A 15,981-nucleotide genomic window follows, 5' to 3' on the forward strand; every position below is an offset into this window, starting at 1 on the left:
GATTATTTGTTGAAAAGAACTATATCATTGTTAAAAAATTTTGAATAATACTTGTAAGATATCTCCAGTTATAGTTAAAAGATATATCCAGGTGAATTTAATCTCGTGATAACTCTATTTCCAAAAGTAACCTGATGTTTTTTAAGCTCGTGATGCCTCAATTGCCTGAAGAATATCTCTTACAAGTTCGTCGCCGTCTTCTATACCGACAGATACTCTAATAAGGCCGTCTGTGATTCCAACACTGTCTCTTACTTCCTTCGGAATAGCTGCATGTGTCATTGTTGCAGGGTGGCATACGAGTGACTCAACGCCGCCAAGACTTTCTGCAAGTGCAAAGATGGAAAGTGCTCTGAAGAACTTGTTGATATCGTGACCTTCTGTAAGCTCAAAGGAGATCATTGCTCCGCCGTTCTTAGCCTGTTTCCTATTTACTTCATAGCCGGGATGATCCTTAAAGCCCGGATAGTATACTTTTTTCACATCTGCATTGTTCTTAAGAGCGTCAGCTATCTTCTCTGCATTAGCTACGTGTCTGTCGAGACGAACGCCAAGTGTCTTGATACCTCTTATAAGGAGGAATGAGTCGAAGGGTCCGAGAACGCCTCCTGCTGCGTTTTGAATGAATGCAATTTTTTCGCCGAGTACTGAATCATTAACTACTACAAGACCTGCAACAAGGTCGCTGTGACCTCCAAGGTACTTGGTAGCGCTGTGGATTACTATGTCTGCACCATATTCGATTGGTCTCTGGATGTAAGGAGTATAGAAAGTGTTATCTACTATATGAAGAAGTCCATGCTTATGGGCTATATCAGAAATTGCCTGAAGATCTGTAATACCAAGAAGCGGGTTAGTTGGAGTTTCTATATAAATAGCTTTTACATCACTTGTTATTGCTGCCTCAACCTTGGCAGGATCTGTTGTATCAACTGAGATAAAACCAATGCCAAAGTTATCGAAGACCTTGCTTAAGACTCTGTAGGTTCCTCCATATACGTTGTCTGATATGATGAGCTTATCGCCCTGCTTGAAAAGGCTGAGAACCGTTGTAATAGCAGCAAGTCCTGATGCGAAGGCAAAGCCCTGGGTTCCGTTTTCAATATCTGCGATGAGGGCTTCAAGGGCTTTTCTTGTGGGGTTACCGGTTCTGGAATATTCAAAGCCCTTGTGTACGCCTGGAATCTCCTGTTCATAGGTTGATGTCTGATATATCGGGACATTTACGGCGCCTGTAAGCTCGTCGCCGTAGATACCGCCGTGGATTAACTTTGTCTCTATTTTATGATTACTGAATTTGCTAACAGCCATGATCGTCACCTCGCTATATTTACCAAATAAATTCTTTTACTACATATAATTAATATGAATCAATTTCATACCATTATTCATACAGATGTTCACTGAAATATCTGTCTCCTCTGTCAGGGAATACTGTAACGATATTCTTGCCCTGTACTTCTTTTGCAATCTGCTTAGCTACATATAAAGCCGCTCCTGATGAGCTTCCAGCAAAAACGCCTTCTGTATGAGCAAGTTCTCTTGCCTGACCATATGCCTGATCGTCGTTAACCTTAACGACTCTGTCTACAAGTGACATGTCCATGGTGTCGGCAATAAAGTCATTACCAATTCCCTCTATCTTATAATCAGCGTGCTCTCCTCCTCCCATAGTTGAGCCCACAGGATCTGCCAAAATAGCTATTATATTAGGGTTCTGCTCCTTGAGATATTTGACGATACCTGAGAATGTTCCGCCACTTCCGGCACCTGCTACGAAGTAGTCGATGTGTCCTGACATATCTCTCCAGATTTCGGGACCTGTTGTTCTATAATGAACTCCAGGATTTTCAGGGTTTACGAACTGTCCAAGCTGAACAGCTCCGGGGGTAGATGCTACTAGTTCATCTGCCTTCTTGATCGCGCCCTGCATCCCGCCTTCTGTAGGAGTATTTATGATCTCGGCGCCAAGCATTCTCATAAGAGTCTGCTTTTCAGGAGAGAATTTAAGAGGAACTACGAATATCACCTTATATCCCTTATTAAGGGCGCCAAATGCAACTCCAATTCCGGTATTCCCCGCTGTGGCCTCTATGATCACGCTACCGGGTTTTAAGATTCCTCTTTTCTCTGCATCTTCAACCATTGCATATCCAACTCTGTCCTTGACGCTTCCGCAAGGATTGAAAAGCTCCAGCTTAGCATATATATCTGATGTAATGCTCTCGTCAGCTCGCTGGAGCTTGAGCATTGGTGTGTTACCGATAGCGTCCTTTAATGATTCGTAGTATTTCATCTCTTAGTCTCCTCCTTGTCTACATCTCTCTACCGTTCCATAAAATTCAGCCTTGGAAGTCGAATCTTCGAAGAAGATTTGCCTTCCGGAGTTTTAAATGCTTACGCATTCCTTTCCCTGGAAGTCGAATCTTCGAAGAAGATTTGCCTTCCGGAGTTTTAAATGCTTACGCATTTAAAACTCCTTTAATCTCATCAACTCTATCCAGCTTCTCCCATGTGAAGTCTGCATCATCTCTTCCAAAATGCCCGTATGCTGCAGTCTTCTTATAAATAGGTCTTCTTAAATCAAGTGAATCAATGATCGCTTCAGGGCGAAGATCGAATACCTTCTCGATAACCTCTACAAGCTTTTCATCTGAATACTTACCTGTTCCGAATGTATCAACTGAGATAGAAACAGGTTCTGCAACGCCGATCGCATATGCAAGTTCGATCTCAAGCTGATCTGCTGCTCCAGCAGCTACAAGGTTTTTGGCCACCCATCTTGCTGCGTAAGCTGCGCTTCTATCAACCTTTGTCGGATCCTTACCGGAGAATGCACCGCCGCCGTGATGTCCTGCACCGCCGTAGGTATCAACGATTATCTTTCTGCCTGTAAGACCTGAATCTCCGTGAGGTCCTCCGATTACGAACCTTCCTGTAGGGTTGATAAAATACTTTGTATTTTCATCAAGAAGTTCTGCTGGAATAACAGCGTTTATAACATATTCTTTTACATCTTTATGGATTGTTTCCTGAGATACATCAGCGCTGTGCTGAGTTGAGATTACGATGGTATCGATTCTCTTAACTTTTTTGCCTGAGTCATCAAACTCGACTGTAACCTGGCTCTTACCATCAGGTCCGAGGTAAGCGAGTGTTCCATCTTTTCTTACCTTGGCAAGCTGTCTTGTAAGCCTGTGGGCAAAAGAGATTGCAGGTGGCAGATACTCAGGTGTCTCATTAGTTGCGTATCCAAAGATGATACCCTGATCGCCGGCGCCTGTTCCGTAGTCCTTGTCTGCGCCTTCCTGCTTGGACTCGTATGCTTTATCAACACCAAGTGCAATGTCTGCTGACTGTTCATCGATTGACTGAAGAACTGATATGGAATCTGCATTGAATCCATCCAAGTTTTTGGTGTATCCGATCTCTCTAACGGTGTCTCTTACTACCTTAGCGATATCAACGTATGCTTTAGTTGTGATCTCACCTACGATAAGAGCAAGTCCTGTAGCTACTGTTGTCTCAGCTGCAACTCTTGACGTAGGATCCTGTTCCAAAAGTGCATCGAGTATTGCGTCTGAAATCTGATCTGCTACCTTATCCGGATGTCCTTCAGTTACTGATTCTGATGTGAATAATTTTCCCATATTTGTCTCCTCCTTCTTGCCTATTGACCGTGTTTTTTGTTTTCATACTTTTCCGCTAGGAATTGAATGATTGTATATTAGCACCCGTTTCAAGGTTTGTATAATAGTTTTTTCCTATAACAGGGTATAGGCTGTTCTTTTATGGCTATAGAATGGGGAGTTTCCAATGAAAGGCGCACCATCTGGCAAATGAATTTGTATGTGGTCTTGCCAATTGGCTCAACAAAAAACTCCTGATACAGTCTCACGACCATATCAGGAGTCTTATTATCCTTATATGAATGCTATGCACGGATGCATTGCGCAAATGTTTAGAAATTCATGGATGAATTTCTATGTGCTGATTATTTCTCTGCTCTTGCCATAGCTTCTTCGAAATCTCTTGTTCCTTCAAATACGTTATTGGAATAAGGATTGCGGCCAGCTTTGATAGAGCGCTTGATGATAACCATGATGCAGACTACATTGACGATAACAGACAGGATTGCGATAACGCCCTGTGCTGTAGGATCAGCTGTAATACCCATCTGTTCAATAGCCTGACCTGCAGCAGCTGTCTTTCCAACATTTGAATTGTAAAGAGCGATAGCCTGTTCATACAGATCCATTGTTGTAATGCCAGCTTCTGTAGCCCCGCCATATACTCTTGGAAGAGCTGCTGCAAATGTTCCTTTAAGCTGGAAGAGCGGGATAACCTGAGCCCACATACACCAGATAGCAAGTGTATTTGCACGGTTCTGGATCCATGCACCCTTGTTCCAGAATGCATTTGCAAATGTAGGAGCAAGAAGAAGTGCAACACCACAATACCAGCTGTGTGTAGGAAGGTTGAGGTATGTATATTCAAAGTTCCAAACATCATAAGCAAGAATGAACCATATAGTCATATCAGGCCAGAGCATATCGCTCTTATTCTTGTCATTAGATGTAAACAGCTTAATACAGCCTGTCATACAGAAGATGTTGATCATACCTGCGATGCAGTTAAGAACATTCCACCATCCGCCATAGATGAATACACCTTCATTTGAAGCCCACCATGCGCCTGAAAGGTCGCCAGTGATATTATATGCAGCCCATGCTGATTCAAGATCAGATACGTTCGCGATCATGATATTAGCAGCTACGATAAACCAAGGCCACCATTTGAACCATTCTTTCTTACCAAGGCCCCATTTATACTTGATCATCATGAAGCCGACGCAGCCGATGTCAGCAGCATATAGCTTGAAGTAATGGAACCAGCCATCCATATATGCCATTGTCGGGTTTGCATCACCGCCAAATGCACCGCAATGAATAGCTATGAAATATACCGTCAGAATCGCAGGAATGATAACAAATACGATCATTCCGCCAATTTTAGTGCGACGGCCAATCTCATTGATAAGGATCAGGCCTGCAAAAACCAGGATCCATCCCAGAAGCTGCATAGAAGCACTAGATGAGTAAAGCTGAAATATCATATGTATTTCCTCCTTGATTTCAAATAGTTAAAGCTACAAATTAATTATATGTATTATGCAAACAAAATTCAATGTACTAATTCACTGTATCAAGATTAATGCACGTTAAACACCCCAGCAACCAAACATAGATTCTTGATGATAATAGGCTGATTCGTATATAATCTATGTCATGATCTAAAAACAGCAGCAAGTTGTATTACAAACATTCCAGGAGGCTGATATGCTTTACAATATTTCTAATGAAGAACTTACAGTATCTATTGAAAGCTTTGGCGCCGAGATTCGCTCCGTCAAAGATAAATCCGGCCATGAATATATGTGGCAGGCTGATCCTGCATATTGGAAGCGCACTTCACCGGTTCTTTTCCCACTGGTTGGTAATTATAAGGACAAAGAGTCTGTATATGACGGCAAGACTTACGAAATGTCCCAGCACGGCTTTGCAAGAGATATGGAATTCTCTCTTGTAGACAGCTCTAGTGACAGAATCGTATTCCGCCTTGAAGATAACGACGATACTCTTAAAAAGTATCCTTTCAGATTTATGCTTGAGATTGAATATATCCTTTCAGTAAGAAGCGTAGAAGTTATCTGGCGCATATCCGGCAAGGATCAGGAAGTTATCTACTTCTCAATCGGCGCTCACCCTGCATTTAACTGCAAACTCCAAGATTCCTACCTGACATTCTCTAAGGAAAAAGGTGCATCAGCAAGCGCTCCTTCCAAGGAAAAACTCACTTCATATGTACTTAATTCAGAAGGCCTCATAACTTCTAAGACAAATGAATATACACTTGATGACGGAAAGCTTCATCTGTCTGATGAGCTCTTCGCTGGGGATGCTCTCGTAGTTGAGGATGTTCAGGCAAAAAGCGTTTCCTTATTTGAAAATGATAAGAGAATCGTTACTGTCGACTTCGATACTCCTCTCTTTGGTCTGTGGTCTCCTGCCGGTAAAGGTGCACCATTCATGTGCATCGAGCCTTGGTATGGCAGAGCTGATGGTGATGACTTTGATAAGAAGCTTGAGAATAGAAAGTATGGTAATACACTCAAAAAGGATGAGGTATTTGAAGAAAGCTATACAATGACTTTCTAATATAACTTCAAAAAATAAGGCCCTGGCTGCAGCTTCATAGTGCAGACGGGGCCTATATCATTTATATATTTTTATTTCTTACCTCTAAGGCGCTTTGTTACAGCTATAGCAGACGGTGTTATTGCAAGTCCTTCTCTGGATGTCTCTCTAAGGCACTCCGGTATCTGCTTACCGATACGGCGCATAGAATCTATAACTTCATCAGGCTCTATCGCGCTTCTGATACCTGCGATAGCCATCTGCGATGATACTACTGCGTTAACTGCTCCTGAAACATTTCTCTTGATGCAGGGCACTTCTACAAGTCCTGCTACAGGATCGCAGGTAAGTCCCAGCATATTTTTAAGAGAAAGAGCTGCTGCGTGAACTATCTCTTCGTTATTGCCACCTTCAAGATATGTAAGAGCACCTGCTGCCATAGCACTTGCTGAGCCAATCTCAGCCTGGCATCCGCCGCCAGCTCCTGCTATGCATGCACTTGCAGCGATAACTTCTCCTATACCGGCTGCTACGTAAAGTGCCTGAGCTATCTTTTCCTCATCGACATTCTTCTGCTCTTCATATGTCAGAAGAACTGCAGGTATTACGCCACAGGAACCAGCTGTAGGTGCTGCTACTATTCTTTTCATACAGGCATTGGATTCGCCCATCTTGATCGCTTTTTCCATAACTTCAACAAGATAGTCGCCGATGAGCCTATTTTCTTTCATTCTGTACTGATGGAGCTTCTCTCCGTCTCCTCCTGCAAGGCCGCTTGCAGAACGAAGTGTGGGATCATATTCCTGGTCGGCTGTTCTCATGGCGCGAAGCATAACGAGCATTTCATTAAAGCTCTCTTCTCTTGATACGTTACGCTCCTTCATGTCATCGAGCATTACAACTTCCCAGAAGCTGATATTATGCTCATTGGACTGTTTAATTATATCTGTTAATTTTGCAAAACTCATAGGCTCATCCTTCATCCAAACTATAGTAGATAACTTTAGTAATACCCTCAAGGTGGGCAAGCCACTTGATTGACTCAAGCGGAACTTCCTTATCACACTCGATTACCATAGCTGCCTCTCCGCCTCTGCTGGATCTGTAGAGCTGCATGGTTGCGATATTGATAGCCTTGTGAGCGAGCATGCTGGTAACTTCTGCAACATGGCCGGGCTGATCCACATTGTGTACGATCAGTGTAGGATAGTCTCCTGAGAAGTTAGCCTTGATTCCGTCTATCTGGGCTATATTGATAAGAGATCCTCCGATAGACTCTCCTATTACTTCAAGCTTTCTTCCGGATACGCCTGTCAAAATAAGCTGTGCTGAATTAGGATGAGCTTCTGCAAGCTCAGCTTCTCCAAAGCTCAGTTTCATTCCGGCTTCGTCGGCATACTTAAAGCTCTCCGGGATTCTTTTATCATCAGGCTTCATTCCAAGAAGGCCTGCCACTATAGCAAATCTGGTGCCGTGGCCCATTCCGGTTGCAAGAAAAGAGCCATACAGGTTAATTGTCGCTTCCGCAATTGGCTCACCCATGAGCTTTCTTGAAACATATCCTATTTTTACGGCTCCTGCAGTGTGGGAGCTTGATGGTCCAACCATTATGGGGCCTATTATGTCAAAAAGATTCAATTTGTATCTCCTCTAAATATAGAAATCATCATTAGGACTCACCTATATTATCACATAAAATGGCGAGGTGGATTAATAAACTTCAATCTTTTATGTATTTTTTTCACATGTCAAAAAAGGCATGTGCCTGTTATTAGAGTGCACATGCCGTATTTCTTATTTGATCACAAAAGTTGTAACTGAGCTGCCTTTAAGTGTAGCGGTGAATGACTGCTCGTTAGAGGCTGAAGTCAAGTCAACGCAGTCTGAAACTTCTGCCCAGTTTTCGCCATCTGTCATGGTTCCGCTGGTTCTTGTAACTGTAATGGTCTTATCAGACATTTGGCCTTCGAAGTCAGATAAGTCGAATTCCCACTTGACGTCATCCGGTCTTGTGTTAATAGCTACAATTACTATAGAACCGTCAGCAGGATTATAGGCTGCTACTGTATAATCGTCTGCGCCAATTATGCAGTAACCAGGCCTTATGTACCTAGTGAACTGACCAAAAGCATAATATTTTTTGCTAAGAAGGAGTTCTTCTGTGTCATGGTCTGCAATCGCAATTCCCCAGAACGGAACGCCTGTTGCGATTATCTCATCCGCCTCAGCTCTTGTGCAGGTGTCGAACTTGTTATTAGAATCCACATGGACATCCACTGCATCCCACATGATCCATGCTGTTGGCATCATGCCATTTAAGTCTCTGATGATCTCATCTGAAAAGCCAAGCGCTGCCTGCATTCCGGTCTCCAGCATACCAATTGAATAGGTACCGTCGACTTCGCTCATCCAGAGATTCACATTTTCATTTTCTGCAAGAGCCTTAAGTGTGCTACGCTGAGTGCCCTGATAAGCGTGAGTATCGATTCTGGTAACTACGTCTTTAGCTTCATCTGTAAGTGTGATATATGACTGATATGCAGAATCTATGCTGGTTTCATCGGTACCGCATATTACTATATCTATACCTTTTTCCTGAAGCTGCTCATTAAGTTCTACCAGTATCTTTGACTGAGACTCTCCCGGTGAAAAATGACATCCTTCCTGCTTGGGGCTCAGGTACTCCCAATAGCTTGTTGCAGGCTCGTTCATAGGCGATACACTCTGGAAATTGATCACACCTTCATTTGCCCAATGCTCAATGACGTCAGCCATATAGCAGGCAAAAGCAGTATAGGAATCTTCGCGAAGATTGTCAGCTGACGGGTCAGCTCCTCCTGAACTGCAACCGCTAACTGTCATAAAATAAGGCGGTGAGTTTGAAAAAGCTTCTGCAATGAACTCATCTCCTGCCGCATCTGCAGCAGCTTTCAATATATTCATCTGATTCTTGTCAGCTTCCCAGTCATAGTTCCATGCAAAGCCGCACTCAAAATCTGCCCTGTCAAAATTCTCTTCATAGTATTCTTTTGAATTTGCTGTCAGGTCTATTTTGGTAACATCTACGCAATAGCCCGGAACGATAGAGTCTGAGCGCTCGATATGAGATTTATGAAGGAATGGATTTTCATCCTGCATGCTTTCAATCTCAGAATCAGACAAGTCGCATACATTATCACCGCCGCCAACATTGTATCTTCCGATAGTCATTCCAAGTCCATTAACCGGGTCAAAAAAAGCTGTGGCAGCTTCGCTTGTAAGCTTCTCGCTATAACCAAGCCTGTTAGCCCACCAGCAAAGTGACGTTCCAAAGCCCTGGAATTCTCCATAGCCATCGCCATTTGTATCATTAAAAGTCTGCGCCTTAGACAGATCAAGTTTGATAGTTTTAGTTACTTCCAGTTCCATGTTCCCATTCTCCACATTAGTATTATTTCCTTCACTACTTCCCACGCCTGACGTAGAAGTCCCGGCGCCGCATCCGATTTCAAATGCTGCTAGCATTCCTGTAAGCCCCAGGGTTGCGGCTTTCTTAATTCCTTTTTTCATAGTTAACCTCATGTCGCGAGTAAAACGAGTGACTAATGGTTTAAGTGGTGGAGCTCGCGACACCACTTTGTGAAGTTTGAAAATTTTATATTTTCAAACTTCCCCTCACGTAGTATTTACTATTCCCATAAAAAATACTTTTGCCGTTGCAGTGAACTTTATTCCCCCCTCTTCGCTGCAGGTTATAAGAATATTCTACACTTCTGCTCTTAGAAAAGCATGAAAAATGCATTATATTTTTCGGAAAAAAACCTTCTTCACAAAAAATATAATGCATCGATAAAATACAACTCATCAGCTACCTGATAGCCTCAAGAATTTTCTACTATGCTATACTTTTAAACTATTTCTGCATTCCGCAAAGTGCAGTATGTAAAGCCGTCTTCCTCGTATGTATCAAAGACTCCCACAACGCAGATATCCCCTCCATCTTCCGGGAAGTCGTCAGGATAAGTGAAATCCTCAGATGGCTCAAATTCTATGCCTTGTGAACAGCATGCAGTTGCATCCATTATTATGCATGCAAAATAATACTTATCATTAGCTTCATCATAATAGTACGTAAACATTCCGTCCATCTTCACTGTCTTACCAACATAGTTCTCCGGATAGAACATCATGTCATAAACTTCGGAATATACAACTGTTGCAGACAGCGTTGTAAGATCTATATCAATTCCATCAGTGCTGCTATTTGTAAGATCTGATTCACTGATAGGATCCGGCTCCGGTGCGCCATCATTAACACCGCTCTGTCTGCCGCTTCCGGTGCTATTCGAAGCCTGACTTGCAGAATTCTGAGATGAAGAATTCTGGTCATTACCAGTCATAGAAGAATTTTGACCATTATTGGACTGCGCTGATGAATTCTGATTAGTAGTATTTTGACTGGAGAAATCCAGAGCGGATGAATCCTGACCGGATGCGTTGTTCTGATCCTCGTTTGCCATTCCCTGCTGAAGCACATCATCAACTGTAGGTGCGAGTGTATTTGGTCTTGACGGGCTTATGTCGCTACATCCAGTCAAAGCCATAATTGAAGTGCATACGAATATAGCAAAAATTTTATTCCACTTTCTATTTATACCAATAGCATTTTTATTACATAAACCGCTATAATCCGTACCATCTTTACAGCTATTACCCTTTACAAATCTGTAATTCTTCATATCCGCACTCCTTCCCTGATTCTTCCTGTGATACAAAATACCAGAAAGCCAGCCACATCAACAGCCACAATAGTTGATCCTACCGGCGTCCCCGCAAGGATAGATATTACCATTCCAAGAAATGCGCATACTACAGAGAAAACTGCTGAGCAGACCGTAACTGCCTTAAAGCTTCTAAACACTCTCATTGCAGAAAGTGCAGGAAATATAACAAGAGCTGATATCAGAAGTGATCCGACAAGGTTCATGGCAAGAACGATAATTACAGCGATGACTATTGCGATAAGGAGGTTATAGGCTCCTGCATTAGTGCCTGCTGCCTTTGAAAAGTTCTCATCAAATGTCACTGCAAATATCTTGTTATAAAAAAGAATGAATATCACTACAACCGCAATAGACAAGGCTATACAAGCCCACACTTCTTTCTGCGTAAGGGTAAGTATTGAAGTTGAACCAAACAAGGTACTGCACACATCACCCGAAAGATTTGATGATGTAGAGAAAATATTCATTAGAAGATAACCAAATGCAAGCGCTCCGACAGAGATCATTGCTATGGCTGCGTCGCCTTTTATCTTCGCATTCTGACCTGTTCGAAGAAGAAGCACCGCACTTATAACAGTTATCGGAAGTATCAAAATCATTTTATTAGTAAAATTTAAAACTGATGCTATTGCTAAAGCTCCAAAGGCGACATGTGACAATCCATCCCCAATATATGAAAAGCGCTTGAGCACGAGGGTTACGCCAAGTAGTGACGAACATAAAGCTATTAGTACGCCAACTATAAGTGCGTACCTTACAAATGGATATTGAAGATACATAAAAAGCTCATCTATCATTACTTATCACCTCTTGCTCTCTTAGAAACATTTTTCCTATATCACTTTTCATATACTCTTCTTTTGTGCCGTAAAAGATCTTTTCACCAATATGAAGAATATGGCTGGCGTAGCGGACTGCTGCCTTAATATCATGAGATATCATGATTATGGTTATGCCTTCCTTGTTTAGCTTTTGTATAGTTTCATACATTTGTGATGTAACCTTAGGGTCAAGTCCTGAAACCGGCTCATCAAGAAGAAGGATCTTTCTGGTCGCACATAAGGCTCTTGCAAGGAGAACTCTTTGCTGCTGGCCTCCTGACAGTTCTCTATAGCATCTGTTTTTTAGATCAAGAATTCCCATGCGCTCCATATTGGTATCAGCAAGCTCTTTTTCTTCCCTTGTATAAAAGGGCCTTAATTTGCAACGCCCCTGGCATCCGGAGAGAACAATCTCTCTCACAGATGCAGGAAAGTCTTTTTGAACTATTGTCTGCTGGGGAAGATAACCGATTTCGTTCTTCTTAAGCCCGTCACCTGTCAAAATGCTGCCGTCTATCGGCTCCTGAAGATGCAGCAGGGTTTTCATAAGCGTAGTTTTGCCGCAGCCATTTTCTCCGACTATACAAAGATAGTCACCTGAATTTACCGAGAAATTTAGATTCTCTATTATAGCCTTCGACTCGTACCCGAGCGACAGATTCTGAATTGTGATCAAAGCCATGTTTATCCTCTTTTCCAGCCAGTTATATAACCAATTGTTTAATATATATCTTTTTTATAAAAATCATCAAAGTAGATATAAACTTTTTTGTTCAACCAAATCACTGTCAGTTCAAAGCCTGAGTCAAAACCTCAAGATTTTTTTCCATAATAGAAAGGTATGAAGCGCCGGCCGTGACGTCCTTTGAAGTTGTTGACTGCATTGAGTCCATTGTAAGGATCTGCTTGTTGCCATCCTTGGTGTTTGAAACGATTGTTTCTGCGATCTTGTGCTCGGCACCTTCGATTGTCATAACAGCAGGAAGTGAAAGCTCATCTACTTTCTCAGAAAGGAATTTGATGGTCTCAAAGCTTGCTTCAGTCTCAGCTGAGCATCCAACGAAAGCGGCATAATAGTCAAGGTTGTAATCGTCAACAAGATATCTGAACGGGAAGCGGTCACCAAATAAAAGAGTATTATATGTAGCGCTCTCTACTGCTGACTGATACTTCTCGTCGAGAGTTTTGAGCTCTTCAATATATGCTGCAGTGTTGTCTGCGTAAGAGCTGGCATTATCAGGATCTATCTTCTGAAGAGAATCTGAGATGTTCTGAACGAGGACCTGCGCATTTTTAAGAGAGAGCCATACATGCTCATCGTACTCGACTTCCTCTTCTTCACCTTCTTCGGCCTCTTCCTCTTCTTCCTCTTCAGCTTCCATACCTTCGACTACTTCTTCCTCTTTGACAGAATCTCCAAGAACGTCGAGAAGATCGATAACTACCATATCCTTGTTTGTAGCTTCCTTGAGAGCATCCTCAACCCATTCATCAGACTCGCCGCCTACATATATGAACAGATCGCAGGTTGCGACTTTAAGAATGTCATCTGCTGTAGGCTGGTAGCTGTGAAGATCTACGCCATTATCAAGAAGCATTGTTACTTCCGCATCGGAAGCCTTGTCACCAAGTACGTTCATAACCCAGTCATATTCAGGGAAAATAGTTGTTACGATCTGGAGCTTGTCTGTGCCAGCTGCAGATACTGTGTTTTCAGAAGGTGCTGTGCTCTTATTGCCACATGCACAAAGAAGGACCGCTGTCATAACAGCGACCATAATGATAGATATGTATTTTTTCATATAAAACCTCCAAGAATAATAAGCTTTCAAGTCAATAATTATTTAATGTTCCTGTCGTGAATTAAAAGGCTATACCAAAACACACGCCTAAGTTATATATCAAAAAGCGTGTACAACAATAAAAGGTATAGTTATCCCTTGGAGGTCTTTTTAATTATTCATACGGATTTTTCTAGAAATAAGAGTCTGTTTCTGAATATCAGAGACGAAAAGAATCGCGCAGATTATAGCGCAAATAACAGGAGCGATGACAGAAATAATAAATGCAAGGCCACCGCCTATTTTATGAAGCACATTCTCACACTGCTGAACGCAGGCACAGATTGGACAGTCTTCTCCTATACAATCATGGCCTGTTTCAGTAGAAATATAAAAGGCAGAAAACAGCATAACAATGATCATTAACATACCAATGATACCTGCCGCAATTCTTTTCTGCTTAGATACATCTGAATTTGGCATTGCTGTTTCCTCCCTTCTTGAATTTATTTTGAGAACCGTTCCCAACTACTATACAACCAACGTTTTGATTTAGCAACCATAAAAATATCCCCTCATATTGAGGGGATAAATATTGATCGACTTTTTTAGCTATTAGCCTTATCAAATGCGATCTGCTTAAACAGGTTGAACAGTCCGCTCTTGATAGCTGTATTATCATGATCTGCGCCAGTGATCTCGTACCAGATATGATCAGCTCCGTTAGCTTCTAAAAGCTCGTGATACTGCTTCGGATATGTTCCAACTACTGAATCCTTGCTACCGCAGCAGATTATGAATACCTCAGGCTCTACTGCGCCATCAGCAAATTTCATCTCGCTCTCTTCGATCATTCCCTCGTGAGTCATGAATTTATCTGTTGTGGGAACGATTCCCGGTGCTGCAGAGATTGCACATACATAACCAAAGAGCTCAGGTCTTTGAAGTGTGATATAAATTGTCTCTCTGCCGCCCATTGAAAAGCCTGCAAGATAAGTATTTTCTCTACCTGTAAGAACTGAATATTCGCTCTCAATGTGAGGCATCAGGTCATTAACAAGATCGTTGATGAAATTGTCGTAAGGAAGAACGCTCTCGCTATCAAAACCAGGCTGCTGGTTCGGATCAGATGTTGCGTACATGTTAGGGCACACAACGATTGTCTCATCTATGAGCTCATCTGCCGCCATATTGCCTACGATCTCTTTAATTCTATTCTCTCCATCTGAGGAAAAAGAGTACTCATTACCAAAGATACCATGTAAAAGGTATAAAACCGGATACTTCTTATCTTCGCTATAATCTGCCGGAAGAAGTATGCTATACCCCCTCTCCAGTCCGCAGGTTTCAGAATAATAAGTTGCATGTGTGAACTCGCCGTATTCTACATCACCGCGCTTTGACTCGATCATTAATGGACATCTTTCATCTATCTCATCATTAAGAACGAACTCTGTGTCAGCACCTTCTGAGTCATCCTCTGTCTTTATTCCTGAAGCAAAAGAGCTTAAGTCTTCACTACTGTTATCTGTAGCAGCGCTACTCTCCCCAGTGCTATTTGCTACTTCCATGCTAATCTCTTCGTTACTGTTTTCTGCTCCCATACCTTTGTCCTCCTGAGAATTTGCTCCACATGCACATAATGCGGTCATAACTGCTGCCAATAAAATCGAAATGCTTTTCTTTCTCATAACCGGCCCCTTTGAACTGCATTTTTCATATTCTAATATCATCATAATCATGTAAAAAGCCGCTCACAAGCTATATATTGCTATAATCATGCTATTTGCATTCATTAATCTGTGTTATTGATTTCCAACTGATTTGTTCTTTCAAATATTCATCAACTTGTTTTTGGATCTCTTCATAATCTTCACCCAAAACATGCGTAAAGGGCTGTTTTCGGTGAGCAGTAGTTTCAATACTTGATCGTAAAGACCAACTTATCAAAAACACTACCGTCATTAGTAAACTAAACCCAGCAGAAAATTTAAATTTTCTCCAGGCAATATCTGATTGTATTTCATGAACTCCTTCCGGATCATATATATAAATAAAGATATCATCTCCAGGTTCTAGACCTTTTTCACTGGTGCATACTTCTCCTTCCAGCGTCTTGCCTTTATAATCATAGCTAACATTATATGTCTCATATATCTCACCACGCCTACTATTTACTACAACAATCTTTGTCCCTCTACTATAAATGACCTTTCCTCTAAAATATTTGGATTTCTTATATCTTATTCCTTTAATCCAATATATAATTGTCAAAAACCAACATATCGGTATAATACAACCAGTTGCAAAACAAACTGCTTCCACATCCACTTCCACTGTAATCCAAAACCTTTCTACCTAAAAAGCGATCAATCTATATGGTCTACATAGTAGCACAACTATAAATAACTTACCATCT

Annotated in this window: 15 protein-coding genes; 1 reads left to right on the forward strand and 14 read right to left on the reverse strand. The window is 41.8% G+C overall.

The window, feature by feature from the left end; all coding sequences use genetic code 11:
- Nucleotides 1-141: 141 nt before the first annotated feature.
- From WAA20_RS14120 to WAA20_RS14135, 4 genes are all read right to left on the reverse strand, one after another.
- Complete coding sequence (locus WAA20_RS14120; RefSeq protein WP_073385568.1) at nucleotides 142-1,311, reverse strand: aminotransferase class I/II-fold pyridoxal phosphate-dependent enzyme; 1,170 nt, start codon at nucleotides 1,309-1,311, stop codon at nucleotides 142-144.
- 73 nt (nucleotides 1,312-1,384) lie between these two features.
- Nucleotides 1,385-2,296 (reverse strand): cysteine synthase family protein, encoded by a 912-nt coding sequence (locus WAA20_RS14125; protein WP_073385570.1) that lies wholly within the window; start codon nucleotides 2,294-2,296, stop codon nucleotides 1,385-1,387.
- A gap of 166 nt (nucleotides 2,297-2,462) precedes the next feature.
- Complete coding sequence (gene metK / locus WAA20_RS14130; protein WP_073385572.1) at nucleotides 2,463-3,650, reverse strand: methionine adenosyltransferase; 1,188 nt, start codon at nucleotides 3,648-3,650, stop codon at nucleotides 2,463-2,465.
- Between the two features lie 344 nt (nucleotides 3,651-3,994).
- On the reverse strand, nucleotides 3,995-5,116 hold the full coding sequence (locus tag WAA20_RS14135; RefSeq protein WP_073385573.1) for a DUF5692 family protein: 1,122 nt from the start codon (nucleotides 5,114-5,116) through the stop codon (nucleotides 3,995-3,997).
- Between the two features lie 223 nt (nucleotides 5,117-5,339).
- Between WAA20_RS14135 and WAA20_RS14140 the strand changes: the two genes are divergently transcribed.
- Nucleotides 5,340-6,218, forward strand: coding sequence for an aldose 1-epimerase family protein (locus WAA20_RS14140; RefSeq protein ID WP_073385575.1), 879 nt, complete (start codon nucleotides 5,340-5,342; stop codon nucleotides 6,216-6,218).
- A 71-nt stretch (nucleotides 6,219-6,289) separates the two neighbouring features.
- Here the strand turns inward: WAA20_RS14140 and sdaAA are convergent, their stop codons facing one another.
- From sdaAA to WAA20_RS14190, 10 genes are all read right to left on the reverse strand, one after another.
- Nucleotides 6,290-7,165 carry an L-serine ammonia-lyase, iron-sulfur-dependent, subunit alpha gene (gene sdaAA, locus WAA20_RS14145; protein ID WP_073385619.1) on the reverse strand — a complete coding sequence of 292 codons (876 nt, stop codon included), beginning with the start codon at nucleotides 7,163-7,165 and terminating at the stop codon, nucleotides 6,290-6,292.
- Between the two features lie 4 nt (nucleotides 7,166-7,169).
- Entirely contained in the window at nucleotides 7,170-7,835 is a 666-nt protein-coding gene (gene sdaAB, locus WAA20_RS14150) for an L-serine ammonia-lyase, iron-sulfur-dependent subunit beta (RefSeq protein ID WP_073385576.1), read from the reverse strand.
- A 156-nt stretch (nucleotides 7,836-7,991) separates the two neighbouring features.
- Entirely contained in the window at nucleotides 7,992-9,746 is a 1,755-nt protein-coding gene (locus tag WAA20_RS14155) for a glycoside hydrolase (RefSeq protein WP_073385578.1), read from the reverse strand.
- Between the two features lie 338 nt (nucleotides 9,747-10,084).
- Nucleotides 10,085-10,915 (reverse strand): hypothetical protein, encoded by an 831-nt coding sequence (locus WAA20_RS14160; RefSeq protein ID WP_073385580.1) that lies wholly within the window; start codon nucleotides 10,913-10,915, stop codon nucleotides 10,085-10,087.
- Nucleotides 10,912-11,757 carry a metal ABC transporter permease gene (locus WAA20_RS14165; RefSeq protein ID WP_073385581.1) on the reverse strand — a complete coding sequence of 282 codons (846 nt, stop codon included), beginning with the start codon at nucleotides 11,755-11,757 and terminating at the stop codon, nucleotides 10,912-10,914. The genes WAA20_RS14160 and WAA20_RS14165 overlap by 4 nt, the downstream gene beginning before the upstream one ends.
- Nucleotides 11,747-12,463 (reverse strand): metal ABC transporter ATP-binding protein, encoded by a 717-nt coding sequence (locus WAA20_RS14170; RefSeq protein WP_073385583.1) that lies wholly within the window; start codon nucleotides 12,461-12,463, stop codon nucleotides 11,747-11,749. The genes WAA20_RS14165 and WAA20_RS14170 overlap by 11 nt, the downstream gene beginning before the upstream one ends.
- 106 nt (nucleotides 12,464-12,569) lie before the next feature.
- Nucleotides 12,570-13,583 carry a metal ABC transporter substrate-binding protein gene (locus WAA20_RS14175; protein WP_073385584.1) on the reverse strand — a complete coding sequence of 338 codons (1,014 nt, stop codon included), beginning with the start codon at nucleotides 13,581-13,583 and terminating at the stop codon, nucleotides 12,570-12,572.
- 150 nt (nucleotides 13,584-13,733) lie between these two features.
- Entirely contained in the window at nucleotides 13,734-14,045 is a 312-nt protein-coding gene (locus WAA20_RS14180) for a hypothetical protein (protein WP_073385586.1), read from the reverse strand.
- 125 nt (nucleotides 14,046-14,170) lie between these two features.
- Complete coding sequence (locus WAA20_RS14185; RefSeq protein WP_073385587.1) at nucleotides 14,171-15,253, reverse strand: alpha/beta hydrolase-fold protein; 1,083 nt, start codon at nucleotides 15,251-15,253, stop codon at nucleotides 14,171-14,173.
- Nucleotides 15,254-15,344: 91 nt separating this feature from the next.
- Nucleotides 15,345-15,887 (reverse strand): hypothetical protein, encoded by a 543-nt coding sequence (locus WAA20_RS14190; protein WP_167562658.1) that lies wholly within the window; start codon nucleotides 15,885-15,887, stop codon nucleotides 15,345-15,347.
- Nucleotides 15,888-15,981 lie beyond the last annotated feature (94 nt).

The organism is Butyrivibrio fibrisolvens (assembly GCF_037113525.1).
Taxonomy (GTDB): domain Bacteria; phylum Bacillota; class Clostridia; order Lachnospirales; family Lachnospiraceae; genus Butyrivibrio; species Butyrivibrio fibrisolvens.

What these genes read in the sequence shown, in the direction of transcription:
- WAA20_RS14155 (WP_073385578.1), bottom strand. Translation starts at nt 9,746, where the DNA reads ATGAAAAAAGGAATTAAGAAAGCCGCAACCCTGGGGCTTACAGGAATG.
- WAA20_RS14135 (WP_073385573.1), bottom strand. Translation starts at nt 5,116, where the DNA reads ATGATATTTCAGCTTTACTCATCTAGTGCTTCTATGCAGCTTCTGGGA.
- WAA20_RS14185 (WP_073385587.1), bottom strand. Translation starts at nt 15,253, where the DNA reads ATGAGAAAGAAAAGCATTTCGATTTTATTGGCAGCAGTTATGACCGCA.
- WAA20_RS14165 (WP_073385581.1), bottom strand. Translation starts at nt 11,757, where the DNA reads ATGATAGATGAGCTTTTTATGTATCTTCAATATCCATTTGTAAGGTAC.
- WAA20_RS14170 (WP_073385583.1), bottom strand. Translation starts at nt 12,463, where the DNA reads ATGGCTTTGATCACAATTCAGAATCTGTCGCTCGGGTACGAGTCGAAG.
- WAA20_RS14175 (WP_073385584.1), bottom strand. Translation starts at nt 13,583, where the DNA reads ATGAAAAAATACATATCTATCATTATGGTCGCTGTTATGACAGCGGTC.
- WAA20_RS14120 (WP_073385568.1), bottom strand. Translation starts at nt 1,311, where the DNA reads ATGGCTGTTAGCAAATTCAGTAATCATAAAATAGAGACAAAGTTAATC.
- WAA20_RS14180 (WP_073385586.1), bottom strand. Translation starts at nt 14,045, where the DNA reads ATGCCAAATTCAGATGTATCTAAGCAGAAAAGAATTGCGGCAGGTATC.
- WAA20_RS14125 (WP_073385570.1), bottom strand. Translation starts at nt 2,296, where the DNA reads ATGAAATACTACGAATCATTAAAGGACGCTATCGGTAACACACCAATG.
- WAA20_RS14160 (WP_073385580.1), bottom strand. Translation starts at nt 10,915, where the DNA reads ATGAAGAATTACAGATTTGTAAAGGGTAATAGCTGTAAAGATGGTACG.
- WAA20_RS14140 (WP_073385575.1), top strand. Translation starts at nt 5,340, where the DNA reads ATGCTTTACAATATTTCTAATGAAGAACTTACAGTATCTATTGAAAGC.
- metK (WP_073385572.1), bottom strand. Translation starts at nt 3,650, where the DNA reads ATGGGAAAATTATTCACATCAGAATCAGTAACTGAAGGACATCCGGAT.
- sdaAA (WP_073385619.1), bottom strand. Translation starts at nt 7,165, where the DNA reads ATGAGTTTTGCAAAATTAACAGATATAATTAAACAGTCCAATGAGCAT.